This is a genomic window from Mesorhizobium sp. M0136 (assembly GCF_040322515.1).
Classification (GTDB): Bacteria; Pseudomonadota; Alphaproteobacteria; order Rhizobiales; family Rhizobiaceae; genus Mesorhizobium.
This window is the reverse complement of the sequence record NZ_JAMYTP010000002.1, coordinates 115,654-139,544: the sequence shown is the minus strand read 5'-3', so window position 1 is coordinate 139,544 and position 23,891 is coordinate 115,654. Positions and strand designations below refer to the sequence as shown.

Sequence of the window (23,891 nt, the reverse complement as noted above, 5' to 3'; positions counted from 1 at the left end):
GCGATAGCTAGGGGCATGCTATTGCTCAGAGAATAGCCTATTATCTAACTGACTTGTTAAGCCTGGGGTACATAATGCGCGGAACCGAGTTTTCCGAACTCACGGCATTTGCAACAATCATCGAAGAGGGCAGCTTTGTCCGCGCCGCGGCCAAGCTCAGGATTTCGCCTCCAGCACTCAGCCAGACGATACGCGGGCTGGAAGAGCGTCTCGGTGTCCGCCTGCTCAACCGCACCACGCGCAGCATGTCGCCGACCGCTGAGGGCGAGAAGCTGTTTGCCCGCATCGCGCCGGCGTTCAGCGAACTGGAAGGGGCCGTCGCCGACGCGCATGCATCACGCGGCCGGCCGGCAGGTTCGCTGCGCATCAATGTTCCGCGCATTGCCGCCACGCGTTTCATCGCGCCGATCCTCGGTGACTTCCGCCGCGCCTATCCCGATATCGCCCTCACCATCATCGTCGACGACATGCTCACCGACATCGTCGAAGGCCGCTTCGATGCCGGAATCAGATTGGGTGAGCGGCTGCACAAGGACATGGTGGCGGTGAAGCTCAGCGAGGAACTCGAGATGGCCGCAGTGGCGGCGCCGAGTTACCTGGAGCATCGCCCGATACCCCGCCATCCCGCGGACCTGCATCAGCACCAGTGCATCAATTTCCAGTGGCCGAGCGGCGGCAATCTCTACCGCTGGGAGTTCGCCCAGGGCCAACGTGCCCTGGAAGTGGCCGTCAGCGGCGGCCTGACGGTAAACGATACGGACCTGATGATCGGTGCGGTTCTGGATGGGGTCGGCGTGGCGTACATGCTGGAATACCAGGTCCGGCCGTGGATCGAAGCGGGAAAGCTCATCCGCTTTCTCGAAGCCTGGTCGCCGAGATTTCCGGGTTTTTATCTATATCACGCGAGTTCCCGCCAGGTTCCCGCGCCGCTACGAGCGTTTATCGATTTCCTGCTGGCGAGGCAATGAATAGTGAATAGTGAATAGTGAATAGTGAATAGTGAATAGTGGTATCTCTGGTGCTCAAGTGCGGCTCCGGTACTATTCTTTTACCATTCACCACCCTCACAGCCTGGCCAGCAGTTCCGGCGTCGGCCAGCCGTCGACCGGCAAGCCCAGCCGCATCTGCTCCTTGCGGATCGCTTCGCGGGTGTTGGTGCCGAGGATGCCGTCGACGGTGCCGACGTCATAGCCTCTGGCCTCGAGCTTGGTCTGTAGCGCCTTCATCTGGTCGCCGTCGAGGCCCGGGTCGGGGTTGCGCGGATCGAATCGCGGAGCGCCCCCCAGCCGGGCGGCAAGATTTGCCGCTGTCAGGGCATAGGTAAAGGACTGGTTCCACTCGAGATAGACGTCGAAATTGTCGTAGGTCAGGAAGGCTGGCCCCTTGCGACCCATGGGCAGCGCCAGGCCTGCCTTCAGGCCGTTGTCGAGAAGCGGCGTGCCGTCGGGCCTGGTAACGCCCCACTGGCTCCATTGCGTCAACGGCAGCTTGTTGGTGCGTCCCGTCTGCTCCCACGGCAAGTTGTCGGGCACACGGACTTCCTCGATCCAGGGCTGGTCGCGCTTCCAGCCGCGCGACTGGATCTTGCTGGCCGTGCTCATGATCACGTCCGGCGCGCTGCCGCGCAGGTCGACCCGGCCATCGCCGTCGCCGTCGACGCCGTGGCCGAGATAGTCGGAAGGCAACATCTGCGTCTGGCCGATCTCGCCGGCCCAGGCACCGGTCACGTCGGCCGGCACCACGCCGCGATCGATCAAGATCAGCAGCGGCACGATCTGCGGCCGGAACAACTGCGGGCGGCGGCAGTCATACGAGAGGCTCACCAGCGCGTTCAGTGTGTGAAAATCGCCTTGCACGGCGCCAAAATCGGTTTCCAGGGCCCAGAAGGCGGCAATGACCGGCGCCTGGACGCCGTATTCGCGATCCGCGCGGGCAAAGACCTCGGCATATTTTTGCAGATTGGCCGCACCTTGCTTCAGCCGATGGGACGAGATCATGCGGTTCGAGAATTCGATGAAGGTCTGGGTGAAGACGCCCTGGGCGCGGTCGCGTGCCAACGCCTTCTCATCGAGGGTGGCGTTTTCCAGCGCGTCAAGACCGGCAGCGCCGACGCCGGCCGCCCTGGCCTCCACCGCCACGCCCTGCTTCCATGCCTCGAAATCGCCGCCGCATTGCTGTGCCGCGGCCGGCACGGCGCTCAGGAGCAGCGCCGCGAGAAGTCCAAAGCGCAATCGCATCGCCATCCTTCCGAAAAGATTACCAGCGGTTGCAGGCATTCGTTATTGGCTGTGTCGAAAAGCAGGCGGCAGGCCCGGTGTCAACGGGTGTTCTGCCGCAACCACTTCTTCCACGCGGCTTCGGAGCCGTTGAAGACGTTGATGTCGGCGTTTCCGGCCATGCCCGGCACGACGCCCGTTCCGGTATACTGCCAGAAGGTGAAGGGATGGCTGCCGTATTTCTGGCGCGGATGCCCGGCGACGGAGCGCAGCCAATAGGGGTAGCTGCGGAAACCCGACAAACCATTATCTTCGAAGAAGTCGACCGACGTGTAGATGATCGGCTTCTTGCCGTAGTGTTTTTCGACGATTTCGAGGAACGTGCTCATCTCGCTGCGTACCGTGGCGGGATCGGGCCGCAGCTTGCACGTCGGCGATTTCGGGTTCCATTCCATGTCGAGAACTGGCGGCATCGCCGAGCTGTCTTTGGGCACGTTCTGGATGAACCAGCGCGCCTGGGTCGCGGCCGGCGTGCAAAAGTAGAAGAAGTGATAGGCGGCGCGGGGGATGCCCGAGGCCTTGGTGCGGCTCCAATGCTCGTTGAAAGCTTCATCGAACCGGTCTCCGCCTTCGGTTGCCTTGATGAAAGCAAAAGAGATGCCGCTGGCCCTGGCCGCCGGCCAGTCGATCGAGGTCTGGTATTTGGAGACGTCGGTGCCGTGGACGGCATAGCTCCACGGTGCGCCGCTGTCCCATTCATGCGGGTCGGAATCGGCAAAACGCGGCGCGCGTACCACAACCGTCGCGGCACTGGACGACGATGGCGTCAGATCCTCGACCGTCGAGCAGGCACCAAGCAGCATCAGCGTGATGAGGACCGCGAAACGGCGCATCGCTACTTCCCGAGCCGGTTTCAGCCGGCCGCTGATGGGTCTTTCCGCGGGTGGCCCCTCGACCGGGCGCAGCGTGTCTGAAACCGACTTACGCGACGCGCCTGGATCTTCGTTTCATGCATTTCCCAAACCGTTGCGCAGTTTTGGGACGCATGCATTCAAGCCCCGCCGGACGGTCACCCCACAGGATCGCCCGGTCTGTCCAAGCGCGTCGCTTCGACGCGCTTGGCTCTTTTGTCTGTGCATGTCGTGGTCCCAAAACCGCTGCGCGCTTTTGGGCGACATGCACCTGTGATCGCCGATCATGGTTGATATTCGGTTGACGGCGCTCGACAAGAGCCGCGATTTTGCCGAAACAATGGCGGCAAATCGATGACATAGATCGAGCGCGCCGGGGGAACTCAAAATGCAGATCCTTTTGAAGTTCGTCAAATGGCTGCTCGGCCTGGCTGTGCTGGCCGCCGCGATACTCGCCGGCTGGCTGTATTTCGCGCCGCCGGAACTGATCCGCGTCGGTTCCGGCTATGCGGCCAAGATCGTCTGCTCGAACGTCTTCATCGCCGGGCGCGACGCCAACGACGTGCTCGCCGTCGATGTGCAGGCGCCGGGTCATCCGCTGCTGAAGCTGATGAGAGTGTCGGTGGACAAGGAGAAGGGAACGGTTTCGGCGGGCCTGTTCGGCGCGCTCGGCAAAAGTGTCGCGGTCGCTCGCGAGGGGCTCGGCTGCGCCTCGGTTCCCGACGGGGATATTGCCGCCGCCAAGGTTATCGCCGGCGCTCCACCGACGCCGGCGCCGCTGCCCGATGCGATGTGTCCGGAAGGCGACGATGTCGGTGCCTCGCAGGATCCCGAGGTCGTGAAGGTCCTCGACGATCCAGCAATGACGGGCGCCGGGATGCGGGCGGTGGTGGTGGTCAAGAGCGGCCGCATCGTCGCTGAGCGCTATGGCGACGGCTTTTCCGAAAAGACGCCACTATTGGGCTGGTCGATGACCAAGACGGTGAATGCGGCGATCGTCGGCACGCTGGTGAAGGGCGGCAAGCTGGCGATGACCAACCAGGGCCTGTTCGGTCCCTGGAAGGGAGATGGCCGCGCCATGATCAGCCTCGCCGACATGATGGCGATGTCGAGCGGGCTGGAATTCAACGAGGATTATGGCGACGTCGCCGATGTGACGCGTATGCTCTATCTCGAACCGGACATGGCGGGCTTTGCCGGATCCAAGCCGCTGACCGGCGAGGTCGGCAAGGTGTTTTCCTATTCGAGCGGCACGGCGGTGATGCTGTCCCGATTGTGGCAGGACGCGATCGGCGACAAGGACAAGGCGCTGGCCTGGCCGAGGGCCGCGCTGTTCGATCCGCTCGGCATGCACAGCGCGGTGCTTGAAGCCGACGAGCACGGCACCTTCGTCGGCTCGTCCTATCTCTATGCCACGGCACGCGATTGGGCGCGCTTCGGCCAGTTCCTGCTGCAGGGCGGCGTCTGGAACGGCAAAGAGATACTGCCCGCCGGCTTCGTCGACTGGATGCGGGAACCGGCAACTGCCTCGAAGGTCTACGGCAAGGGGCAATTATGGATCGAAGGACCGGGCGACGAAGAAAACCCCGGCGCCGGCATTGCCGCAGGCCTGCCCAAGGACACCTATTGGATGGAGGGGCATGACGGGCAAACGGTCGCCATCGTCCCCTCGGAGCAGCTGGTTGTGGTGCGGCTCGGCCTGACGCCGGCCAGGCTCGGCTACCGGCCGCAGGCGATGGTGGCGGCGCTGGTCAAGGCGCTGCATTAGGCTGTATCGATACTAAGGTGATGCCGGCCTGCAAACGGCGGTTTCCTGCGCTTCCGGCCTTCGCCGGGCCAAAGCACTCATGAGCGGTCGTGGCAGTTAAGGCTACGGCCGGCGTAGGCCGGTGCTCACGTACCCTAAAGGACGCTCCGCTCCGGTTCTCGCAACCCCACCGTTTTCGACTCGGCCTGACCTGAATCTCAACACATCCTGGCTATCGACCTGGGCCGATTACGGCGAGCCACGCATAGCCGCGACAAAGCGTTTGGAAACGGAAGCTTGCGCCGGTTCTTGCAGATTCCGAATCCAGAACCGCGCGCAACGATTCACGCGGCTCGACGTGGAATTTTTTCAGCCAGCCGCGCAACAGCGTGCGGAACCAGCTGGGCAAGGCTTCCTGCTGGCCAAAATCGACGACGTGCAGCGAGCCGCCCGGTGACAGGGCAGCAAGTGCCGCAGACACCGTCTTCTCCCAGCCGGGGATCATCGACAGCGAATACGAGACAAAGACGCGGTCGAAACTTTTGACGCCGAACAGCGCCTTTGCGTCGAAATCAGTGGCGTCGCCGCGCGCCAGTGTGACGCGGCCGGAGAGGCCTTCGCGCGCGAGGGCGGCAGCGGCCGTCTCCAGCATCTCGGCCGAAATATCGAGGCCGAAGAAGCGCGCGCCGGGATAGCGGCGGGCAGCCAGGATAATGTTGCGGCCGGTGCCGCAGCCAAGCTCGAGCACCGTGCCGCCGGCCGGCACATCCAGTCCGGCGATAAGCCGGTCGCGGCCGAGCAGATAATATTTGCGGGTCAGGTCGTAGATGTGACGCTGCCAGCGGTAGACACCGTCCATCAGTTCGGCATGGCTGGCCGGCAATTCGGTCGTGCTCATGCGGACCGCTTCACATAGAGATGGAAGCCGCCATAGATGGCCGAGCGATCGCAGGCCGAAAACTCGCGCGAGGCGTCGTTCTCGTAGCGCCACTGGTCGAGCAGCGAATTCGAGACGCGGCCGGGCAGCAGGCTGGGTTCCGCCGCGGTACGGAAGATGACGCGGGCGCCTGTCGAGGCGGTTCGGGTGATCTCGGCCCACAACCCGTTGAGCTGGCCGTCGGTCATCCAGTCCTGTGCATCGAGCAGCACGAAGCGGTCGACCGAGCCGGCATCCTTGCCGGCAAGGAACTCGATCAGATTGGCGTGGTGGATGGCAACGCGATCGACATTGTTGCGGATCGTCTTGTAGTTGCGTTTTTCGAGGTAGGCGGGCAGGGCGGCTTCGCCCGGATTAGGGTAGCGGCGGGCGAAAGCCTGCCAGGCGAAATAATTGGTCTTCAGCGGAAAATCGCAGGCGAGCTTTTCCAGTCGTGCCTTCAGCACGCTGGCCATGGTGCCGTCACCCGAGGTGATCAGCGAATCGTACTGGGCCGGCGGAATGCCGAGGCCGAACAGCGAGGCTTTTCGCGACGTCGCCCATTTCAGCAGCGGTTTTTCGAAGACCGGCGCCAGCTCTTCGTCGAAGAAGCGGCGCTGATCGGCGATGCTCTTGGCGTCCATGATGCCGGCCGGGTCGACGCCGAAAAATTTTGCGGTGCGGTGGCCCATGGCGATGAACAGGCCAAGCAGGCCGGTCTGGTAGAAATTGCGGTCGAAGACGGCGATGCGGCGACGACCACGCCAGTTGCGGCGCTCCCAATAATGGCGGCTGACGGGGTCGAGATGCGGTGCGATGAAGCGATCGTAGGCCTGCGAATTGTGCCCGGTCCCAGCCGCGCCGAAGAAACGGAACAGGTCGCCCTGCGACGGCAGGTGACGCACCGCTGCGAGCTTCATGCGGTTCAGCGCAATATGCGCGGCGTTGAGGTCGACGGCATCGATCCTTTCTGGCGACCGGGTGAGATAGGCGAGGATGTTACAGCCGCCGGAGGCAATGGTGACGATGCGGTGGCCCTTGCCGAGTTGCATTGCGTCCATGTCGATTTCGGGGTCTTCCCAGATCTGCGGGTAGACAAGGCCGGAGAACAGGAAGGCGAACAAGCGCTCGGAGATGCCAGCTTTCGACAGCGGGCGGTTCTGGTAGACGGCCTTGCCGACTTCCTTGCCGCGGCGAAAAACCAGTTCCCCAGAAATGTCCGTCATGGCAAGGCGATTCCCCGTTTGCTTGCCGCAAGCGGGTAACGCAGGTGGATGACAGGCCGGTGACAACCTGTTGAAGCGAGTTCAGGCCTCGCCAAGTCCGCCTGCGGTGGGTGTCGTCACAATGACTGCCTCGCCGGCGTCGAGCACCGTTTGATCGCAGGCTTTCAGCCTCTCGATCGCGCCGGTCTTGCGGCGGACCTTGGTCGAACCGGCCTCGCCATCACCGCCGCCGTCCAGCCCCCGCGGCGGGCGGTTGCGGTGCGAGGACAGGATCGCGCATTCCATCTTTTCGAGGAAGCGGATGGTGCGCTTGGTGCCGTCGCCGGCACTCCATTTGCCCTTGCCGCCGGAGCCCTCGCGGATGTGGAAATCCTCGAGCAATACCGGGAAACGCAGTTCCAGCACCTCCGGATCGGTCAGGCGCGAATTGGTCATATGGGTGTGGACGCCGGAGGTGCCGGCAAAGCCGCGGCCGTCGTTCATCCGGCCGGCCGGCGAGCCCGAGCAGATCGTCTCGTAATACTGGTACTGCTTGTTGCCGAAGGTGAGATTGTTCATCGTGCCTTGCGCATTGGCCATCGCCTTCATGGCGCCGAACAGCGCGTTGGTGACATGCTGCGAGGTCTCGACATTACCGGCCACGACTGCCGCGGGATAGGTGGGCTTCAGCATCGAGCCGTCGGGAATGATGATGTTGATCGGCCGCAGACATCCAGCATTCATCGGGATGTTGTCTTCGACCATGACGCGGAAGGCATAAAGCACTGCGGCTCGGGCGACCGGCTCTGGCGCATTGAAATTGTTCTTCATGACCGGCGACGTGCCGGTGAAGTCGACGGTGGCTTCGCGCTTCTGCCGGTCGATAGTGATCTTCACTTTGATCTTTTGCCCGGTGTCGGTCGGATATTCGTATTCGGAACTGTCGGGCAGCCGCTCCAGCACGCGGCGCACGCTTTCGGCGGCATTGTCCTGAACATGGCCCATGTAGGCTTCGACCACATCGAGGCCGAAATGCGCGACCATCTTGCGCAACTCGGCGACGCCCTTTTCGTTCGCGGCGATCTGTGCCTTGAGGTCGGCGATGTTCTGGTGCGGATTGCGCGCCGGGTAGGGGTGGTCGGTGAGCAGTGTCTCCAGGTCCTTCTCGCGGAACCGGCCGCGATCGACGATGCGGAAATTGTCAAACAGCACGCCTTCCTCGTCGACGGTGGTCGCAAGCGGCGTCATCGAGCCGGGCGCGGTGCCGCCGATGTCGGCGTGGTGGCCACGCGAGGCGACGTAGAAGAGAATGAGGGGTTCCTCCCTCCTTGAGGGGGAGGTGCCGCCGAAGGCGGCGGAGGGGGTCGCCGCGGCAGTGCTCGACGTTCTTGTGGTGCCTCCTGAGACGACCCCACCGGGCCGCTCCGCGGCCACCCTCCCCTCAAGGGGAAGGGAAAAAACAGGCGTCACCACGGTGATATCAGGCAGATGCGTGCCGCCATTGTAAGGCGCGTTCAGCGCAAAGACGTCGCCGGGGTGAATGTCGCCGGAATTGAGCCGGATGATGGTCTCCACCGAGCGATCCATGGAGCCGAGATGCACCGGCATGTGCGGTGCATTGGCGACCAGCGCGCCGTTCCGGTCGAAGACGGCGCAGGAGAAATCAAGCCGCTCCTTGATATTGACGGAATAGGCAGTGTTTTGCAGCGTTACGCCCATCTGTTCGGCGATCGACATGAACAGGTTGTTGAAGACCTCCAGCATCACTGGATCGGCTTCGGTGCCGAGTGCGGCGTGCCGGCGCTTCTTCTCGACGCGCCGCATCAATACGTGGTCCTTGGCGGTGATCTCGGCCTGCCAGCCCGGCTCGACGACAATGGTCTGGTTCGGCTCGATGATCAAAGCAGGGCCGGCGATCTTGTTACCAGGCTTCAGTGTTTCGCGAGGGAAGATGCCAGCGTCGCGCCAGACGCCGTCGACAAAGATTTTCCGGTTCCCGGAAGGACTTGCGGCCATATCTGCAACAACTGAATCGCTTTCATCGCGGCCGGTGCCGCCGGTGTCGGTACCTTCGACGCCGATCGATTCGACGATCATCGGCTTGTCGTCGTAGACAAAGCCGAACTGCGCCTTGTGCGCCGATTCGAAGTCCGTCTTGGCCTGCGCGATCGAGCCGTGACCAAAGTTCACAGGCAGCGCAGTATCGGTGCCGTCATAGCGGACCTGCAGCACCGGCTTCGAGGCGACCGCGTCTTCGGCGATGCCTTGTGCGGCGAGTTCGTCGATGACGGCTTTGCGCAGCGTTGCGATGAGTTCATCGACCGCCGCCCCGGAGTCCTCCACCAGCGGCTTCAGCAGCGCCTGCTGGCGTGACGCAAATACAGAGGACAGGCCGATGCCGTATGCCGATAGCAGGCCGGAGAACGGATGGATCAGCACCGCCTCCATGCCCAGCGCATCGGCAACCAGGCAAGCGTGCTGGCCGCCGGCGCCGCCGAAACAGTTCAGGAGGTATTCGGTGACGTCGTAGCCGCGCTGCACGGAAATCTTCTTGATGGCGTTGGCCATGTTTTCGACGGCGACGGTGACGAACCCCTCGGCGACGGCTTCCGGCGAGCGGCCGTCGCCGATCTCGGCGGCAAGGGCCGTGAATTTTTCGCGAACCGTCTGCACGTCGAGCGGTTCGTCCTGCCCCGGTCCAAAAATAGCCGGGAAGAACTCGGGCTGCAGCTTGCCCAGCATGACATTGGCGTCGGTGACGGCCAGCGGACCGCCGCGCCGGTAGGCGGCCGGGCCGGGGTTGGCGCCGGCCGAATCCGGCCCGGCGCGAAAGCGGCCGGCCTCGTAATGCAGGATCGAGCCGCCGCCGGCGGCGACGGTGTGGATGCGCATCATCGGCGCACGGATGCGCACGCCGGCGACCTCGGTGTCGAAGGCGCGCTCGTAGTCGCCATCATAGTGGGCGACATCGGTGGAGGTGCCGCCCATGTCGAAGCCGATGACCTTGCCGAAACCGGCGAGTTTTGCCGTCTCGACCATGCCGACGACGCCGCCGGCCGGGCCGGACAACAGCGCATCCTTGCCCTGGAACATATCGGCGGCGGTGAGGCCGCCCGACGACATCATGAACATGAGGCGAGGAGATTCCCTCCCCCTTGAGGGGAGGGTGGCGGCGAAGCCGCCGGGTGGGGTCGTTGCGGCAGTGCTCAACGTTCTGGCGGTGCCTTCTGAGATGACCCCCTCTGGCCGCTGCGCGGCCATCTCCCCCTCGAGGGGGGAGAAAACTCCAAGTTCCCCTGCCACCCTTTGCACATACCTTGCCAGGATCGGCGAAAGATAGGCGTCCACCACCGTGGTGTCGCCGCGGCCGACCAGCTTGATCAGCGGCGAGACCTCGTGGCTGACCGAGACCTGGGAGAATCCGAGCTTTCGACAGACTTTGGCGACGGCCTTTTCGTGCTCGGGGTGTTTCCAGGCATGCATGAAGACGATCGCGACCGCATCGATGCCGTCCGCCTTGGCTTGCTCAATAGCCGGGCGTACGGAAGCAATGTCGAGCAGGCGCTCGATACTGCCGTCGGCGCGAACCCGTTCGTCGATTTCGACGACACGCTCATAGAGCTGTTCGGGAAGGATGATCTGCTTGGCAAAGATATCGGGCCTGGCCTGATAGGCGATCCTCAGCGCATCGCGGAAGCCTTTGGTGATGAGCAGCAGCACGCGGTCGCCCTTGCGCTCCAGAAGCGCATTGGTGGCGACCGTGGTGCCCATCTTGACATCGCCGATCAGCGCGGAGGGGATCGGGGCGCCGGGCTGGACGCCGAGCAGTTCCCGAATGCCCTGGATGGCTGCATCGGCATAGACTTCGGGATTTTCCGAAAGGAGTTTCCTTGGATGCAGCCCGCCTTGCGGGTCCCGGCCGATGACGTCGGTGAAGGTACCGCCGCGGTCGATCCAGAAATCCCATTTTGCGGTCATGGCAGCGCTTCCGGGCATTTTCATTTAGGCATCCTGTTAGTGCTCAACGCTTTGTACGGTCAAGCGCTTGATGTTACACGCGGAAACGCAACGTTACGAAACTCATCATGATCTGACGCATTGTGCCCTCGATCGTCGCCGGCAACGGTGGCGTGATTAGAGGAGAGATATATCATGAAGAAACTCATTCTTGCGTCGGTCTCGGCGCTTGCCTTGCTTGGCGTTGCGGCCTGCAGCGACAGCGGCACCGACAACACCACGACGCAGAGCACCAACCCGCCGGCATCCGACCAGACGATGAAGCCGGCTACTCCTGACGCCAACAAGCCTGCCGAGCCGGCTCCGGCTCCGGCGCCTGCGCCGGCTGCCCCGGCGCAGTAGTCGCAGTAGTCAACGTGACAACCAAGAAAGGCCGGCCTCACACGCCGGCCTTTCTGCTGCTTACGATACCCGCGCATTGTGGCTGAATGCGACGACACGGGTTTGCGCGCAGCGGCTTCCGTCTGCAGATTTTCCATGGGTAAGCACTAGCGCCAGCCGCCTTAGGCATTCCGCCAAATCGATTGGGCCAGCCCTGCGGCACTGTCTTGGCTTGATAGCGATGGGTGGTTGGCCCTATGAAGCCCCCATGTCGATTTGGGACCGCCTCGGCGACTTCGTCACACGCGTTTCATCTTCAGCGTCGTCAGGCGTCGCCGAAGTGGTCGAAGCCGTGCGTACGGTTTTCTCCGGCGATGCCGATTTGCGCCGGCGCGTTGCCTTCTCGGTGGCGATGATCGCGCTTTCGGCCAAGATGGCCAAGGCAGACGGCATCGTCACGCAAGACGAGGTGCGCGCCTTCCAGGAAATATTCGAGGTGCCGAAGGAACAGAGGCGCAATGTGGCGCGGCTCTACGATTTGGCCAAACGCGACATTGCCGGTTTCGAGACCTATGCCGAGCGTATGGCGCAGCTTTGCGGTTCGGGCCATACCAATTGCCTGATGCTGGAGGACATACTCGACGGGCTGTTCCACATCGCCAAGGCCGACGGGCTGGTGCATGAGCGCGAGGGCCAATTCCTGCACCGGATCGCCGAGATCTTCCGCATCGATGACGCGCATTACCAGAGCATCCTGGCGCGGCATGTCAATCTGGGTGCCGCCGACCCCTATGTCGTGCTCGGCATCGAGCGTGGGAAGCCGTTCGAGGAGGTCCGCAGGCGCTACCGCAAGCTGGTTTCCGACAATCATCCGGACCGGCTGATCGCACGCGGCCTGCCGCAGGAATTCATCAAGATCGCGACGACCAGGCTGGCGGCGATCAACGCGGCCTATGAAATGATCGAGCGAGGCCTGCGGCACGCATGAGCGGCTTTCCGCCCGACGAGCCGAGCGCCGAGGTCAGGGTATCGCCGAATTTCGGACCGCGGCGCGGGACGCCCGGACCCGATATGATCGTGCTGCACTACACCGGCATGGCAACCGCGGCCGCTGCCGAGGCATCGTTGTGCGATCCGGCCAGCGAGGTGTCGTCGCACTATCTGGTCCATGAGGACGGCCGCATTGTCCAGATGGTAAGGGAAAGCGACCGCGCCTGGCATGCCGGCAAGAGCTCGTGGTTCGGACAGAGCGACATCAACTCCTGTTCGATCGGCATCGAGATCGTCAATCCGGGGCATACGCTCGGCTATCGCAACTTTCCAAAACCGCAGATCGACGCGGTGATCGGCCTGTGCGCCGGCATCGTCGAGCGCCATTCAATTCCGGCGCAGCGGGTGCTCGCCCATTCCGACGTGGCACCGGGGCGCAAGGTCGATCCGGGCGAGAAATTTCCATGGAAAGCCTTGTTTGCTGCGGGCATCGGCCATGTTGTGCCGGCAGCACCGATCCGGCGCGGCGCCGTGCTGAAGCCAGGCGATACCGGCGCCGATGTTGAGGCACTGCAGTCGATGCTGGCGCTTTATGGTTATGGCGTCGAGATCACCGGCGCTTTCGACCGGCAGACCGAAATCGTGGTCGAGGCATTTCAACGGCATTTCCGGCAGCGCCTGGTCGACGGCGTGGCTGACGGATCGACGATCCGCACGCTGGAAAGGCTGCTCGCTTCCGTAAGGATAGCCTCTCTCAAATAACCTTTTGCCAGATTAAAAGTTACAATCTGTTACTCAAAGTGACTTGCGTCGCCTTCTTTGGCGCCAATTCCGTCGTCAAAGGCGATCCGTACAGATTGTCGGACGTCTATCCCCCCCAGATGTTCCGATGTTGATTGAGGGTATCTGCGCGAAGTTCTTTGTGCGGATCAAACAGAACAGGATCACATGCAGAAATTGACCGTTTTAACGGCAGCCATTGCTGCCGGCGTAATGACTTTTGCCTTCAGTGCGGCAAACAGCGCACCGCTGAGCCAGCGGGCCGATCAGGGCTTCAGTGCCGCAGCCGGCAAAACCGCCATGCCGAAGGGTGGTGCAAAAGTAGAGAAGACTGCCACCGCAAAAGTGGAAAAAGCGGCCGCGGTAAGGACGAAAAAGCCAGTCTCCGCGAAAAGGCCAACCGCTGCGACAAAGACAATCGCCAAACAGCATGTGAAGCGTAACCGCAAACGCATCGACCGCATAGCAACGGCGTCAGTCGCTCCGAAGAGCAGGCCAGCGCCCCAGGCGGCGGTTGTCGACGGCGGCGGACAGTATTCGGCGATCATTGCGCGTTATGCCGCCAGCTATGGCGTGCCGGTGTCGCTCGCCAATGCCGTCATCAAGATCGAAAGCAACTACCAGCCGAACCAGGTCGGCAGCGCCGGCGAGATCGGCCTGATGCAGATCAAGCCGGCGACGGCAAGAATGATGGGCTATAGCGGTTCGGTTCAGGGTCTCTACGATCCCGATACCAACATCAAATACGGCATGAAGTACCTTGCCATGGCGCGGGATCTCGGCGGCGGCACGACCTGCGGCACGATCCTGAAATACAATGCCGGCCACGCCGCCACACGGATGAACCCGGTGTCCGCAGCCTATTGTGGCAAGGTCAAGGTGCAACTGGCAGCGCTTGGAGCGCCCGCCTGACAAGGGATAACTTGCTTTTTCGTTTGCGTTTTCGGGCCCGAACCCCTTTATACGCCTTGCCAGCTGGCCGGGCGGCCGCACCCGCGAAGCCGAAAGGCTGCGGGTGAGGAAAGTCCGGGCTCCATGGAGACACGGTGCCGGTTAATGGCCGGCGGGGGCGACCCCAGGGAAAGTGCCACAGAAAGCAAACCGCCACGATCCAATCGTGGCAAGGGTGAAAGGGTGGGGTAAGAGCCCACCGCGCGACTGGCAACAGGAGCGGCACGGTAAACCCCACCGGGAGCAAGACCGAATAGGGACGGTGCGAGGGGAAACCCTCGGGGGCTGTTTCCGGCTCACCGTCCGGGTAGGTTGCGTGAGGCGCATGGCAACATGCGCCCAAGATGAATGGCCGCCGCGTTCTCGCCCCGCAAGGGGCGAGGGCCATACAGAACCCGGCTTACAGGCCAGCTGGCAGTTTTCTACCCATGTCGCGCAAGACAGCGAGGCTGCGGCCGATCGGTTGCTCGATCAAATCGAAGCCCGCTGGCAGCAAGTGGCCACTTATCCCTTCTCAGCTGCGCGCGCGAAGACATCGCGCCCGGCATCCGTCACCTGATCGTCGGCGAATACCTCACCCTGTATCGTGTCGTCGAAGAGGCGACCGAAATCGTTCGCGTCCTCCACGGCCGGCGCAAGATCGACGCCGGCTCAGCCACCGATTGCATCTAGCGACGCCTCGATCGCCTGCCAAAGCTCTTCCACCGGCTCGCAGCCGACCGACAGGCGAACGAAGCCGGGCGGTACGGCATCTCCCCTTTTTGATCGCCGTTCGGCCGACGTGTGCACGCCGCCGAACGATGTCGCTGCCTGCATCAAGGCGCAATTGTTGATGAAATCCTCGGCCTTGTCCTCCGAGGCGAGCACGAACGAGATGAGAAAGCCGAAGCGCTCCATCTGGGCGCGGGCAAGATTGTGCGATGGGTCGCTCTCCAGTCCCGGAAAGCGCAAGCCGCTGATCGCGGGATGGTTTTTCAGCCGTCGCGCTATCATTTCGGCGGAAGTGCACATGCGGTCGAAGCGCACGTCCAGCGTTTCGAGACCGCGATGCACCAGCCATGCCTCGAACGGCCCGGGGATGGCGCCCGACGTCTCGCGCCAGTCGGTCACCCTCGAGATAATGTCCGCGTCGCGGCTGGCGACATGGCCGAACAGCACATCGGAATGGCCGTTTGGTGCCTTGGTGTCGGCAGCAATGACGATATCGGCGCCGAGATCGAGCGGGCGCTGGCCGAAAGGTGTCATCGTCGTGTTGTCGACCACAAGCACCGCACCCGCTCTATGCACGGCTTCGGCGACGGCTGCGATGTCGCATATGTCCAGTCCTGGGTTGGCGGGTGTTTCGACGAAGGCAAGCCGATAGCCGTCGAAGCCGCCGTCGAGGAGGCTCGACGTCGGCCGGACATCGTAGGCAACGCCGAAGGCTTTCAGAAAACGGTCTGCCAGCGCTCGCGTCGTATGATAACCGTCGGACGGCAGCAGGATACGGTCGCCGGCTTTGAGCAGGCCGAAAAATATCGCCGAGATGGCAGCCATTCCCGAGGGAAAGGCGACGCATGGGGCGTCTTCCAAATGCGCCAGCATGTGCTCGACCGCATCCCAGGTCGGATTGCTGAAGCGGCCATATTGATCGAAGCCGGTGGCGTCGCCCGGCGCATGAAAGATGGCGGCCATCGTCAGGGGCAAGGGGATCGGGTCGCCCTTGGCCAGCCCGCCGCGGCGCAGATGGGGAAGTGCTGCGGCGCGTGACTTGGCTGTTTCGGACATGATTTCAAACCTCGTTACTGACCGGAAAAGGAGATGCCGAGGCTATGCGCGGCAGCGATCCGCAGCAAGTCGGCTCCGGTTGGGCCACACGGCTCTAAACGCTTCGTTAGGCTTAATAGAGGATAAAGACGGGAGTGCCGTCAAAGCTGCTCTCCCCAGTTGTGGCAGGCGCGTTTTGAAGACTGTTCCCGTTGACGCCCATAACACCCCATGATATCCCATTCCGATACTCAAGCCTTCGTTCCGTGTCAGGGTGAAGCGTACGCCAATCGGGCAGCCGCGGCGGCTGCGCGTTCGCCTGCGTTCGCCCGTCATAACGAAGTGGGTTTTGGACGCCGACCGGGCTGGGGCGGCGCGGACAGGAAGATGCAGAGGGGTGCGGCGGCGCAAGCGGCCGTAACGCGTAATGGACCGGTTTCTGTCGAACGCGGTGAACAGGATCGATGCGAAGGGACGGGTGTCCGTGCCGGCGCATTTCCGTGCCGTTGTGCAGAAACGCGGCTATTCGGAACTTTATGCGCTACGCTGCCTGGATCGCCCGGCGATGGATGTCGGTGGGCTCGACCTGCTCGATCGCTACGAGCAGCGCATCGCCCAGGAAGACCCGTTCCTGCAGACGGCGGACGACATGTCGTTCTTCTGCCATGGCGATGGAACGTTTCTGAAGCTCGACCAGGACGGCCGTATCACGATGAGCGATTTCATTCGCGAGCATACCGGCATTTCAGCGGAAGTGGCCTTCGTTGGCCGCGGCAATTTCTTTCAGATCTGGGAGCCCGGACGGCTCAGCGCCTATGGGACGGAAGCACGCGCCCGGCTTTTGCAGCTTCGGCAGGGGACGAAGCCCGGGGAGCGGCCGGAATGATGGCGGGCGACGGCGATGAAGTTCATGCCGCTGGCGGACCAGCCCGCCACATTCCGGTCCTCCTTGCCGAAGTTCTGGAGGCGCTGGCCCCGACAAAAGGCGAGGTGATCGTCGACGGCACGTTCGGTGCCGGCGGCTACACCAAGGCCATTCTGGCAAGCGGAGCCTCGGTCGTCGCCATCGACCGCGATCCGGATGCGATCGCGGCGGGGCGGGCCCTTGAACAGCAGTCCGGCGGCAAGCTCAGGCTTGTCCAGGCACCGTTCTCGACGCTCGACGAGCAGGTTGAAAGTGCCGATGGCGTCGTGCTCGACATCGGCATCTCCTCCATGCAGATCGACCAGCCGGAGCGCGGCTTTTCGTTCCGGGCCGATGGACCGCTCGACATGCGCATGGCGCAGGCGGGCCTGAGCGCCGCCGACGTCGTCAACACCTTCAAGGTGGGCGATCTTGCCCGCATCTTCGGTTTTCTCGGCGAGGAACGCCATGCCGGGCGCATCGCCCGCATGATCGAAAGCCGTCGCGAAAAACGCCCCTTCGAGCGCACGCTCGACCTTGCCGATGCCATCGAGACGCATATCGGTCGCGCGCCGAAAGACAAGATCCATCCGGCCACCCGCGTTTTCCAGGCGCTGCGCATCTTCGTCAATGACGAACTCGGCGAACTGGCCAAGGCGCTGTTTGCCGCCGAGCGCGTGCTGAAACCGGGCGGGCGGCTTGCCGTGGTGACCTTCCATTCCCTGGAGGACCGCATTGTCAAGCGCTTCATCGCCGACAGAGCCGATTCAGCGACCGGATCGCGGCATCTGCCCGAGGCCCAGGCGCGCACCGCCACCTTCACCAAGAAGGGCGGCGGCGTGACGCCTGGCGATGCCGAGATATCAGCAAATCCGCGGGCGCGCTCGGCAAGGCTGCGCGCTGCGATCCGTACAGAGGCGCCGGCGCGTGCCGGCGATTTTTCGATTTTCGGCCTGCCAAAACTGCCTGGCCCAAAGCTTCCCGGCGCCGATCGACCGGGAGAGAGGTGAGCACGTGTTTCGTACCAGCGACATAGTCCTGATCGCCGTCATGGTTTCGGCGGCTGCCCTGACCTACAAGACCAAGCGCGAGGCCGAGGAGCAACTGGCGGCAGTGCACAAGATCCAGGCGCAGATCCGTTATGAAGAGGACACGATCGACCTGCTCAAGGCGGACTGGAGCCTGCTCACCCAGCCGTCGCGCCTGCAAAAGCTCACCGAAATCTACAAATCGCAACTGGGACTCGAGCCGGTCAATGCGCGGCAGATCGTCGGGCTGGACGATCTGCCGGCGAAACCCGTCAACATCGAGGACCTTTCATCGCAGCGGCTGGGCGGCATGGCCGATGTCGGCGGCAAGGATCCCGTGGTGACCGGAGGCATCATCCAATGATCAGCGGATTTCCAATCGCCGCCAGATTTCCAAAGGTTGGGAGGCTGCTGAAGCGCGGTTCGAAGCCCGGTGCGGGCGGATCGATCGTCGTCGAAGGAGCCCGCAAGGCGACCGGTGGCAAGGGCAGGACCCGCATCGTCATGACGATGGCGGTGTTCTTCGGCATCTATTCTACCATTGCAGGGCGGTTGGTCTATCTGGGTTTCCAGAATCCCGACCTGTCGGGCGGCCCGCAGAGCCGGGTGACGGCATCGCGGCCCGACATCGTCGACCGTAACGGTGAAGTGCTGGCGACCGACATCAAGACGGCGTCGCTGTTTGCTGAGCCGCGCCGCATCGTCGATGCCGACGAGGCGATCGAAAAGCTGTCGACGGTGCTTCCCGAGATCGACTACGAGCAGACATACAACAAGCTGAAGAGCGGCGCCGGCTTCGTCTGGCTGCAGCGGCAACTGACGCCGAAGCAGCAGGCCGACATCATGCAGCTCGGCATCCCCGGCTTCGGCTTCCGCACCGAAAAGCGCCGGTTCTATCCGGCCGGCGAAACCTCGTCCTACATTGTCGGCCTCACCAACATCGACAATCAGGGCATCTCCGGCATGGAGAAATACATAGACGAACAAGGCTTGAGCGACCTTCAGGCGTCGGGCCTGGCGGTGGCCAAGGATTTGAAACCGGTGCAGCTCTCGATCGACCTGCGCGTCCAGCATATCGTGCGCGACGAGGTCGCCACCGGCATGGAAAAGTACCACGCGATCGCGGCGGGCGCCGTCGTGCTCAACGTCAAGACCGGCGAGGTGCTGGCGATGGCCTCCGTTCCGGATTTCGATCCGAACAACCCCTATAATGCGCAGGACAAGGACCGGCTCAACCGAATGTCCGCAGGCCTCTACGAAATGGGGTCAACCTTCAAGAGCTTCACCACCGCCATGGCGCTCGATTCCGGCAAGATAACGCTGCAAAGCCGCTTCGACGCGTCGCGCCCGATCAGGATCGGCCATCAAACCATCCATGATTTCCATGCCAAGGGCCGGATACTGTCAGTTCCGGAAGTGTTCATCTATTCGTCCAATATCGGTTCTGCCAAGGAAGCCGAAGCGGTTGGCATCGACGGACACCGCGAATTCCTGCATCGCCTGGGAATCCTCGAGAAGATGCAGACCGAACTGCCGGAAGTCGCTCGGCCGACCGAGCCCAAGGTCTGGAAGCAGGTCAATTCGATCACCATCGCCTTCGGCCACGGCGTGTCGACGACTCCGCTGCAGACAGCGGTCGGCTGCGCCGCGCTGATGAATGGCGGCTATCTGATGGACCCAACCTTCCTGCCTCGCACGCAGGAGCAGGCGATGGCGGTGGCCAAGAAAGTGGTCAGCGACAAGACGGTCGAGGGCATGCGCTATCTCTATGCACTCAATGCCGAAAAGGGATCCGGTCGCAATGCACGGGTGCCAGGATACCGGGTGGGCGGCAAGACGGGAACGGCGGAGAAGGTCGTCAACGGCCGCTACTCGAAGGAAAAGAATTTCAACGCCTTCGTTGCAGCTTTCCCGATGGACGATCCGCAATACATAGTGCTTACGATCGCCGACGAACCGAAGCCGGAAAAGCCCGGCATGGGTGCTACGGCCGCCTCGAACGCGGGCATCATGGCTGCAAACATCATCCGACGTGCGGCTTCCATGCTTGGCGTGAAGCCAGATTTCAGCCATGAAAATGGTGCAACGCTGGTTTCCTATCAGTGATTCTTCGGGCGCGCCGGCAACTGCGCGCTATTTTGTTGCGATGAACGGGGTTCGATGAAGCTGAAAAATCTAGCCGGTATCCTGCCTGTCGATGGGACAGCTCCCTTCGACATGGAGGTTACAGGGATTTCGTCGGATTCCCGCCAGGTAACAGAGGGCGTCGTCTTTTTCGCGCTCACCGGCTCCAAGGCGGATGGCGCAGCCTATGCAGCCGACGCCGCGAGCCGCGGCGCCGCAGCGATCGTGGTCGGCAAGGGCAGTGCGGTCGCCGGGCTGCCAGTGCCGGTTCTTGTCGTAGACGATCCGCGCCTTGCGCTGGCGCAGAGTGCGGCCCGTTATTTCGGCAAGCAACCACAAACCATGGTCGCGGTGACCGGAACCAGCGGCAAGACCTCGGTCGCCGCATTCACCCGGCAGATATGGGAGCAGGCGGGTTTCGCCGCCGCCTCGGTCGGCACGACCGGCGTGGTGGCGCCGGGCCGCAACGAATATGGCTCGCTGACCACGCCGGATCCGGTGGCATTGCACAGGCTGCTCAAGGAACTGGCGGAGGCCGGCGTCACCCACGCCGCGATGGAAGCGTCCAGCCATGGCCTCGACCAGCGCCGGCTCGACGGCGTCAAGCTTACGGCCGGCGGCTTCACCAATCTCGGCCGCGACCATATGGACTATCATCCGACGGTCGAGGACTATCATCGCGCCAAATTGCGTCTGTTCGACGCGCTGCTGCCGAAGGGCGCGCCGGCCGTCATCTTTGCCGACGACCCGTGGTCGGAGCCGACGATCAAGGCGGCGCATGCTGCGGGACTGAACGTGCTGACGGTCGGACGCCACGGCGATTTCCTGCGGCTGAAGCGGGTCGAGCACGAGCGCCACCGCCAGCGCGCCGAGGTTGAAGCGGACGGCGTTCTCCATGAAGTCGACTTGCCGCTGGCTGGCGACTTCCAGATTGCAAATGCGCTGGTGTCGGCCGGCCTCGCCATTTCGACTGGAACATCTGTTGCCAAAGCGTTGATGGCGCTGGAGAAATTGAAGGGCGCGGCGGGACGGCTCGACCTTGTCGGGACGGCCGCCAACGGCGCGCCCGTCTATGTCGACTACGCTCACAAGCCGGATGCACTGGAAAACGTGCTGGCTTCGGTGCGCCCCTTTACCACGGGCCGCGTCATCGTCGTATTCGGTTGCGGCGGCGACCGCGACCGGGGCAAGCGGCCGATCATGGGCGAGATCGCCACAAGGCTGGCCGATGTCGTCATCGTCACCGACGACAATCCCCGCTCGGAAGTCCCCGAGACGATCCGCGCCGCGATCCTGGCGGCTGCACCGGGGGCGATCGAGATCGGCGACCGGCGCAAGGCCATCCACCAGGCAGTCGGGATGCTTCACGCCGGCGATACGCTGATCGTGGCCGGCAAGGGCCATGAGGAAGGCCAGACCATCGGTGCCGAGACGCTGCATTTTTCCGATCACGAGGAAGTTCGCTCGGCGCTCAGGGAGCAAGCGGCGTGAGCTATCTGTGGACCTCCGAGGCGCTGGTTGCCGCCATGGATGGCCGGCCGCTCGGTCCGATGCCTGAAGGCATCGCCGGCATTTCCATCGACAGCCGCAGCCTGCAGCCGGGAGACGCCTTCTTCGCCATCAAGGGCGAGGCCATGGACGGCCATGATTTCGTCACCGCCGCCATAAAGGCGGGCGCCGGCGTGCTGGTCGTCGCCGAGGGCAAGCTGCCGTCGCTGGGGCGGCTGACGGCACCGATGATCGTCGTGGAGGATGTGCTCGTCGCGCTGGAAAAGCTCGGCGTTGCGGCGCGCGCACGCTCAAAGGCGAGGGTGATTGCCGTGACCGGATCGGCGGGCAAGACCACCACCAAGGAAGCACTGCGCCACGCTCTCTCCGCGGTCGGTACCGTGCATGCATCGGCCCAGTCGTTTAACAATCACTGGGGTGTGCCGCTGACGCTGGCGCGTATGCCGCAGGATTGCGATTTTGCCGTCTTCGAGATCGGCATGAACCATCCGGACGAGATCCGGCCTCTGGTCAAGATGGTCCGGCCGCATGTCGCCATCATCACGCTGATCGCGGCCGCTCACCTCGGCTTCTTCCGCAACCTGGACGAGATTGCCAAGGCCAAGGCGGAGGTTTTCGAAGGACTGGAGCCCGGTGGCGCCGCCCTTCTCAACCGCGACGACTCGCGCTGGAAGCTGCTGGAGAAGATGGCGAAAGAGGCCGGCGTCGAGCATGTTTACGGATTCGGCGAGAATGCCCGGGCGACCTTCAAACTGATCAAATGCGAACTCGATGCCGATCATTCCGTGATAACCGCCAAGATTGGCGGGCATGAGATCGTCGCCAGGATCGGCGCGCCGGGCCGCCATATGGTGCAGAATGTGCTGGCGGTGCTGGGTGCAGCGCATCTGGTCGGAGCCGACGTCACCAGGGTTGCGCAGGCGCTGGCCGATCTTTCGCCCGAACGCGGACGCGGCAAACGCTATATGTTGCGCCACCCCAAAGGGCCGATCACGCTGATCGACGAGAGCTACAACGCCAATCCGGCGTCGATGAGCGCTGCAATGGCGCTGCTCAACACGACGCCGGTGTCGGGTGAGGGCAGGCGCATTGCCGTGCTCGGCGATATGCTCGAGCTCGGCGGCCATTCGGCGAAATTGCATGCCGCCCTTGCCGACCTGATCGTCGGCACCGACACGCGCACGGTTTTTCTCGGCGGCCCGGAAATGCGGGCGCTGGCCGACGTTTTGCCCGGCGAGATCAGGACGGAGTACCGCGCCGGCGCGGAAGATCTGAAACCGGTGCTTCTGTCGGAGTTGAGGCCGGGCGACGTGGTTATGATCAAATCGTCGAAAGGCATAGGCTTCTCAAAGCTGGTCGAGGCATTGCTCGGCAAGTTTCCGGCGGAAGCCACAACCAGCAGACAGACCTAGGATCGGTCCGGGGGACGCAAGCGCATGTTAACACTGCTCGTCGAATTTGCGGACAAGATCTCGGTCTTCAACGTCTTCCGCTACATAACTTTCCGCACCGGCGGGGCGCTGATCACAGCGGCGCTGATCGTGTTCATCTTCGGACCGACCATCATCAATTCGCTGAGGCTGCGGCAAGGCAAGGGACAGCCGATCCGCGCCGATGGGCCACAGACGCATTTCAAAAAGGCGGGAACGCCGACCATGGGCGGGCTGATGATCCTGTCCGGCATCATCGGTTCGTCACTGCTGTGGGCGAACCTGTCGAGCATCTACGTCTGGGTGGTGATGCTGGTGACGCTGGGGTTCGGCTCGATCGGCTTTTACGACGACTACCTCAAGGTGACGAAGCAATCGCATCTCGGCTTTTCCGGCAAAGCGCGGCTGGGGCTCGAATTTGCCATCGCAGGCATCGCCGCCTGGGTGATCATGCATAACGGCCAGGCGCCGTTCTCGTCATCGTTGACATTCCCTTTCGCCAAGGAGTTTCTCGTCAATCTCGGCTGGTTCTTCATCCCGTTCTCGTGCTTCGTCATCGTCGGCGCCGGCAATGCGGTGAACCTGACCGACGGCCTCGACGGACTGGCGATTGTGCCGATCATGATCGCGGCGGCGTCCTTCGGCGTCATCGCCTATCTCTCCGGCAACGCGGTATTCGCCGAATACCTTCAGATCCATTTCGTGCCCGGTACCGGCGAACTGGCGGTGGTCCTTGGAGCGGTGATCGGCGCCGGACTCGGCTTCCTGTGGTTCAATGCGCCGCCGGCGGCCATCTTCATGGGCGATACCGGCTCGCTGGCGCTGGGCGGGCTGATCGGCACGGTCGCGGTGGCGACCAAGCACGAGATCGTGCTGGTCATCGTCGGAGGCCTGTTCGTTGTCGAGATATTCTCGGTCATCATCCAGGTCGGCTATTTCAAGATGACCGGCAAGCGCGTCTTCCTGATGGCGCCGATCCACCATCATTTCGAAAAGCTCGGCTGGACCGAAAGCCAGGTGGTGATCCGCTTCTGGATCATCGCCGTCATCCTGGCGCTGGTCGGCCTGTCGACCCTGAAGCTCAGATAGGAGGCCG

The 23,891-nt window shown here is 63.0% G+C and carries 19 protein-coding genes and 1 other RNA gene; 14 read left to right on the top strand and 6 right to left on the bottom strand.

The window, feature by feature from the left end; genetic code table 11:
• The first annotated feature begins 74 nt into the window (after positions 1 to 74).
• On the top strand, positions 75 to 968 hold the full coding sequence (locus NKJ35_RS02515) for a LysR family transcriptional regulator (protein ID WP_352644742.1): 894 nt from the start codon (positions 75 to 77) through the stop codon (positions 966 to 968).
• 96 nt (positions 969 to 1,064) lie between these two features.
• On the opposite strand, the gene NKJ35_RS02510 is transcribed toward NKJ35_RS02515, so the two are convergent.
• The gene (locus NKJ35_RS02510; protein WP_352644740.1) at positions 1,065 to 2,237 is read right to left on the bottom strand and encodes a lytic murein transglycosylase; all 1,173 of its coding nucleotides are present in this window, start codon (positions 2,235 to 2,237) and stop codon (positions 1,065 to 1,067) included.
• An 80-nt stretch (positions 2,238 to 2,317) separates the two neighbouring features.
• Positions 2,318 to 3,109 carry a glycoside hydrolase family 25 protein gene (locus NKJ35_RS02505; RefSeq protein ID WP_352644738.1) on the bottom strand — a complete coding sequence of 264 codons (792 nt, stop codon included), beginning with the start codon at positions 3,107 to 3,109 and terminating at the stop codon, positions 2,318 to 2,320.
• Between the two features lie 406 nt (positions 3,110 to 3,515).
• On the opposite strand from NKJ35_RS02505, the gene NKJ35_RS02500 reads away from it, so the two are divergent.
• Positions 3,516 to 4,895 carry a serine hydrolase domain-containing protein gene (locus tag NKJ35_RS02500; RefSeq protein WP_352644736.1) on the top strand — a complete coding sequence of 460 codons (1,380 nt, stop codon included), beginning with the start codon at positions 3,516 to 3,518 and terminating at the stop codon, positions 4,893 to 4,895.
• Positions 4,896 to 5,106: 211 nt separating this feature from the next.
• Here the strand turns inward: NKJ35_RS02500 and NKJ35_RS02495 are convergent, their stop codons facing one another.
• The 3 genes from NKJ35_RS02495 to NKJ35_RS02485 form a co-directional block, all read right to left on the bottom strand.
• Entirely contained in the window at positions 5,107 to 5,772 is a 666-nt protein-coding gene (locus tag NKJ35_RS02495) for a class I SAM-dependent methyltransferase (protein WP_352475384.1), read from the bottom strand.
• On the bottom strand, positions 5,769 to 7,016 hold the full coding sequence (locus NKJ35_RS02490) for a BtaA family protein (protein WP_352475383.1): 1,248 nt from the start codon (positions 7,014 to 7,016) through the stop codon (positions 5,769 to 5,771). The genes NKJ35_RS02495 and NKJ35_RS02490 overlap by 4 nt, the downstream gene beginning before the upstream one ends.
• Positions 7,017 to 7,097: 81 nt before the next feature.
• Positions 7,098 to 10,973 carry a hydantoinase B/oxoprolinase family protein gene (locus NKJ35_RS02485; RefSeq protein ID WP_352645037.1) on the bottom strand — a complete coding sequence of 1,292 codons (3,876 nt, stop codon included), beginning with the start codon at positions 10,971 to 10,973 and terminating at the stop codon, positions 7,098 to 7,100.
• A gap of 174 nt (positions 10,974 to 11,147) precedes the next feature.
• Between NKJ35_RS02485 and NKJ35_RS02480 the strand changes: the two genes are divergently transcribed.
• From NKJ35_RS02480 to rnpB, 5 genes are all read left to right on the top strand, one after another.
• Positions 11,148 to 11,354, top strand: a complete 207-nt coding sequence (locus NKJ35_RS02480) for a hypothetical protein (RefSeq protein ID WP_352644733.1) — start codon at positions 11,148 to 11,150, stop codon at positions 11,352 to 11,354.
• Positions 11,355 to 11,601: 247 nt separating this feature from the next.
• Positions 11,602 to 12,321 carry a TerB family tellurite resistance protein gene (locus NKJ35_RS02475; protein ID WP_352644732.1) on the top strand — a complete coding sequence of 240 codons (720 nt, stop codon included), beginning with the start codon at positions 11,602 to 11,604 and terminating at the stop codon, positions 12,319 to 12,321.
• Positions 12,318 to 13,085 (top strand): N-acetylmuramoyl-L-alanine amidase, encoded by a 768-nt coding sequence (locus tag NKJ35_RS02470; RefSeq protein ID WP_352644730.1) that lies wholly within the window; start codon positions 12,318 to 12,320, stop codon positions 13,083 to 13,085. The genes NKJ35_RS02475 and NKJ35_RS02470 overlap by 4 nt, the downstream gene beginning before the upstream one ends.
• Before the next feature lie 186 nt (positions 13,086 to 13,271).
• On the top strand, positions 13,272 to 14,015 hold the full coding sequence (locus NKJ35_RS02465; RefSeq protein ID WP_352644728.1) for a lytic transglycosylase domain-containing protein: 744 nt from the start codon (positions 13,272 to 13,274) through the stop codon (positions 14,013 to 14,015).
• A gap of 59 nt (positions 14,016 to 14,074) precedes the next feature.
• Positions 14,075 to 14,473: RNase P RNA component class A (rnpB, locus tag NKJ35_RS02460), an RNA gene on the top strand.
• Positions 14,474 to 14,705: 232 nt separating this feature from the next.
• Here rnpB and NKJ35_RS02455 read toward each other — a convergent pair.
• Positions 14,706 to 15,821, bottom strand: a complete 1,116-nt coding sequence (locus NKJ35_RS02455; RefSeq protein ID WP_352644726.1) for a cystathionine gamma-lyase — start codon at positions 15,819 to 15,821, stop codon at positions 14,706 to 14,708.
• Positions 15,822 to 16,227: 406 nt separating this feature from the next.
• On the opposite strand from NKJ35_RS02455, the gene mraZ reads away from it, so the two are divergent.
• Genes mraZ through mraY form a run of 7 tightly spaced genes read left to right on the top strand, consistent with a single transcriptional unit; the run spans position 16,228 to position 23,884 of the window.
• Positions 16,228 to 16,686, top strand: a complete 459-nt coding sequence (gene mraZ, locus NKJ35_RS02450; RefSeq protein ID WP_254818997.1) for a division/cell wall cluster transcriptional repressor MraZ — start codon at positions 16,228 to 16,230, stop codon at positions 16,684 to 16,686.
• Entirely contained in the window at positions 16,683 to 17,714 is a 1,032-nt protein-coding gene (gene rsmH / locus NKJ35_RS02445) for a 16S rRNA (cytosine(1402)-N(4))-methyltransferase RsmH (RefSeq protein WP_352644724.1), read from the top strand. Before mraZ ends, rsmH begins: the two co-directional genes overlap by 4 nt.
• A gap of 4 nt (positions 17,715 to 17,718) precedes the next feature.
• Entirely contained in the window at positions 17,719 to 18,096 is a 378-nt protein-coding gene (ftsL, locus tag NKJ35_RS02440) for a cell division protein FtsL (protein WP_254818995.1), read from the top strand.
• Complete coding sequence (locus NKJ35_RS02435) at positions 18,093 to 19,838, top strand: peptidoglycan D,D-transpeptidase FtsI family protein (RefSeq protein ID WP_352475376.1); 1,746 nt, start codon at positions 18,093 to 18,095, stop codon at positions 19,836 to 19,838. The genes ftsL and NKJ35_RS02435 overlap by 4 nt, the downstream gene beginning before the upstream one ends.
• 54 nt (positions 19,839 to 19,892) lie before the next feature.
• Positions 19,893 to 21,347 (top strand): UDP-N-acetylmuramoyl-L-alanyl-D-glutamate--2,6-diaminopimelate ligase, encoded by a 1,455-nt coding sequence (locus NKJ35_RS02430; RefSeq protein ID WP_352644721.1) that lies wholly within the window; start codon positions 19,893 to 19,895, stop codon positions 21,345 to 21,347.
• Positions 21,344 to 22,777 carry a UDP-N-acetylmuramoylalanyl-D-glutamyl-2,6-diaminopimelate--D-alanyl-D-alanine ligase gene (locus NKJ35_RS02425; protein WP_352644720.1) on the top strand — a complete coding sequence of 478 codons (1,434 nt, stop codon included), beginning with the start codon at positions 21,344 to 21,346 and terminating at the stop codon, positions 22,775 to 22,777. The genes NKJ35_RS02430 and NKJ35_RS02425 overlap by 4 nt, the downstream gene beginning before the upstream one ends.
• Positions 22,778 to 22,801: 24 nt before the next feature.
• Positions 22,802 to 23,884, top strand: coding sequence for a phospho-N-acetylmuramoyl-pentapeptide-transferase (gene mraY / locus NKJ35_RS02420; RefSeq protein ID WP_254818991.1), 1,083 nt, complete (start codon positions 22,802 to 22,804; stop codon positions 23,882 to 23,884).
• Positions 23,885 to 23,891 lie beyond the last annotated feature (7 nt).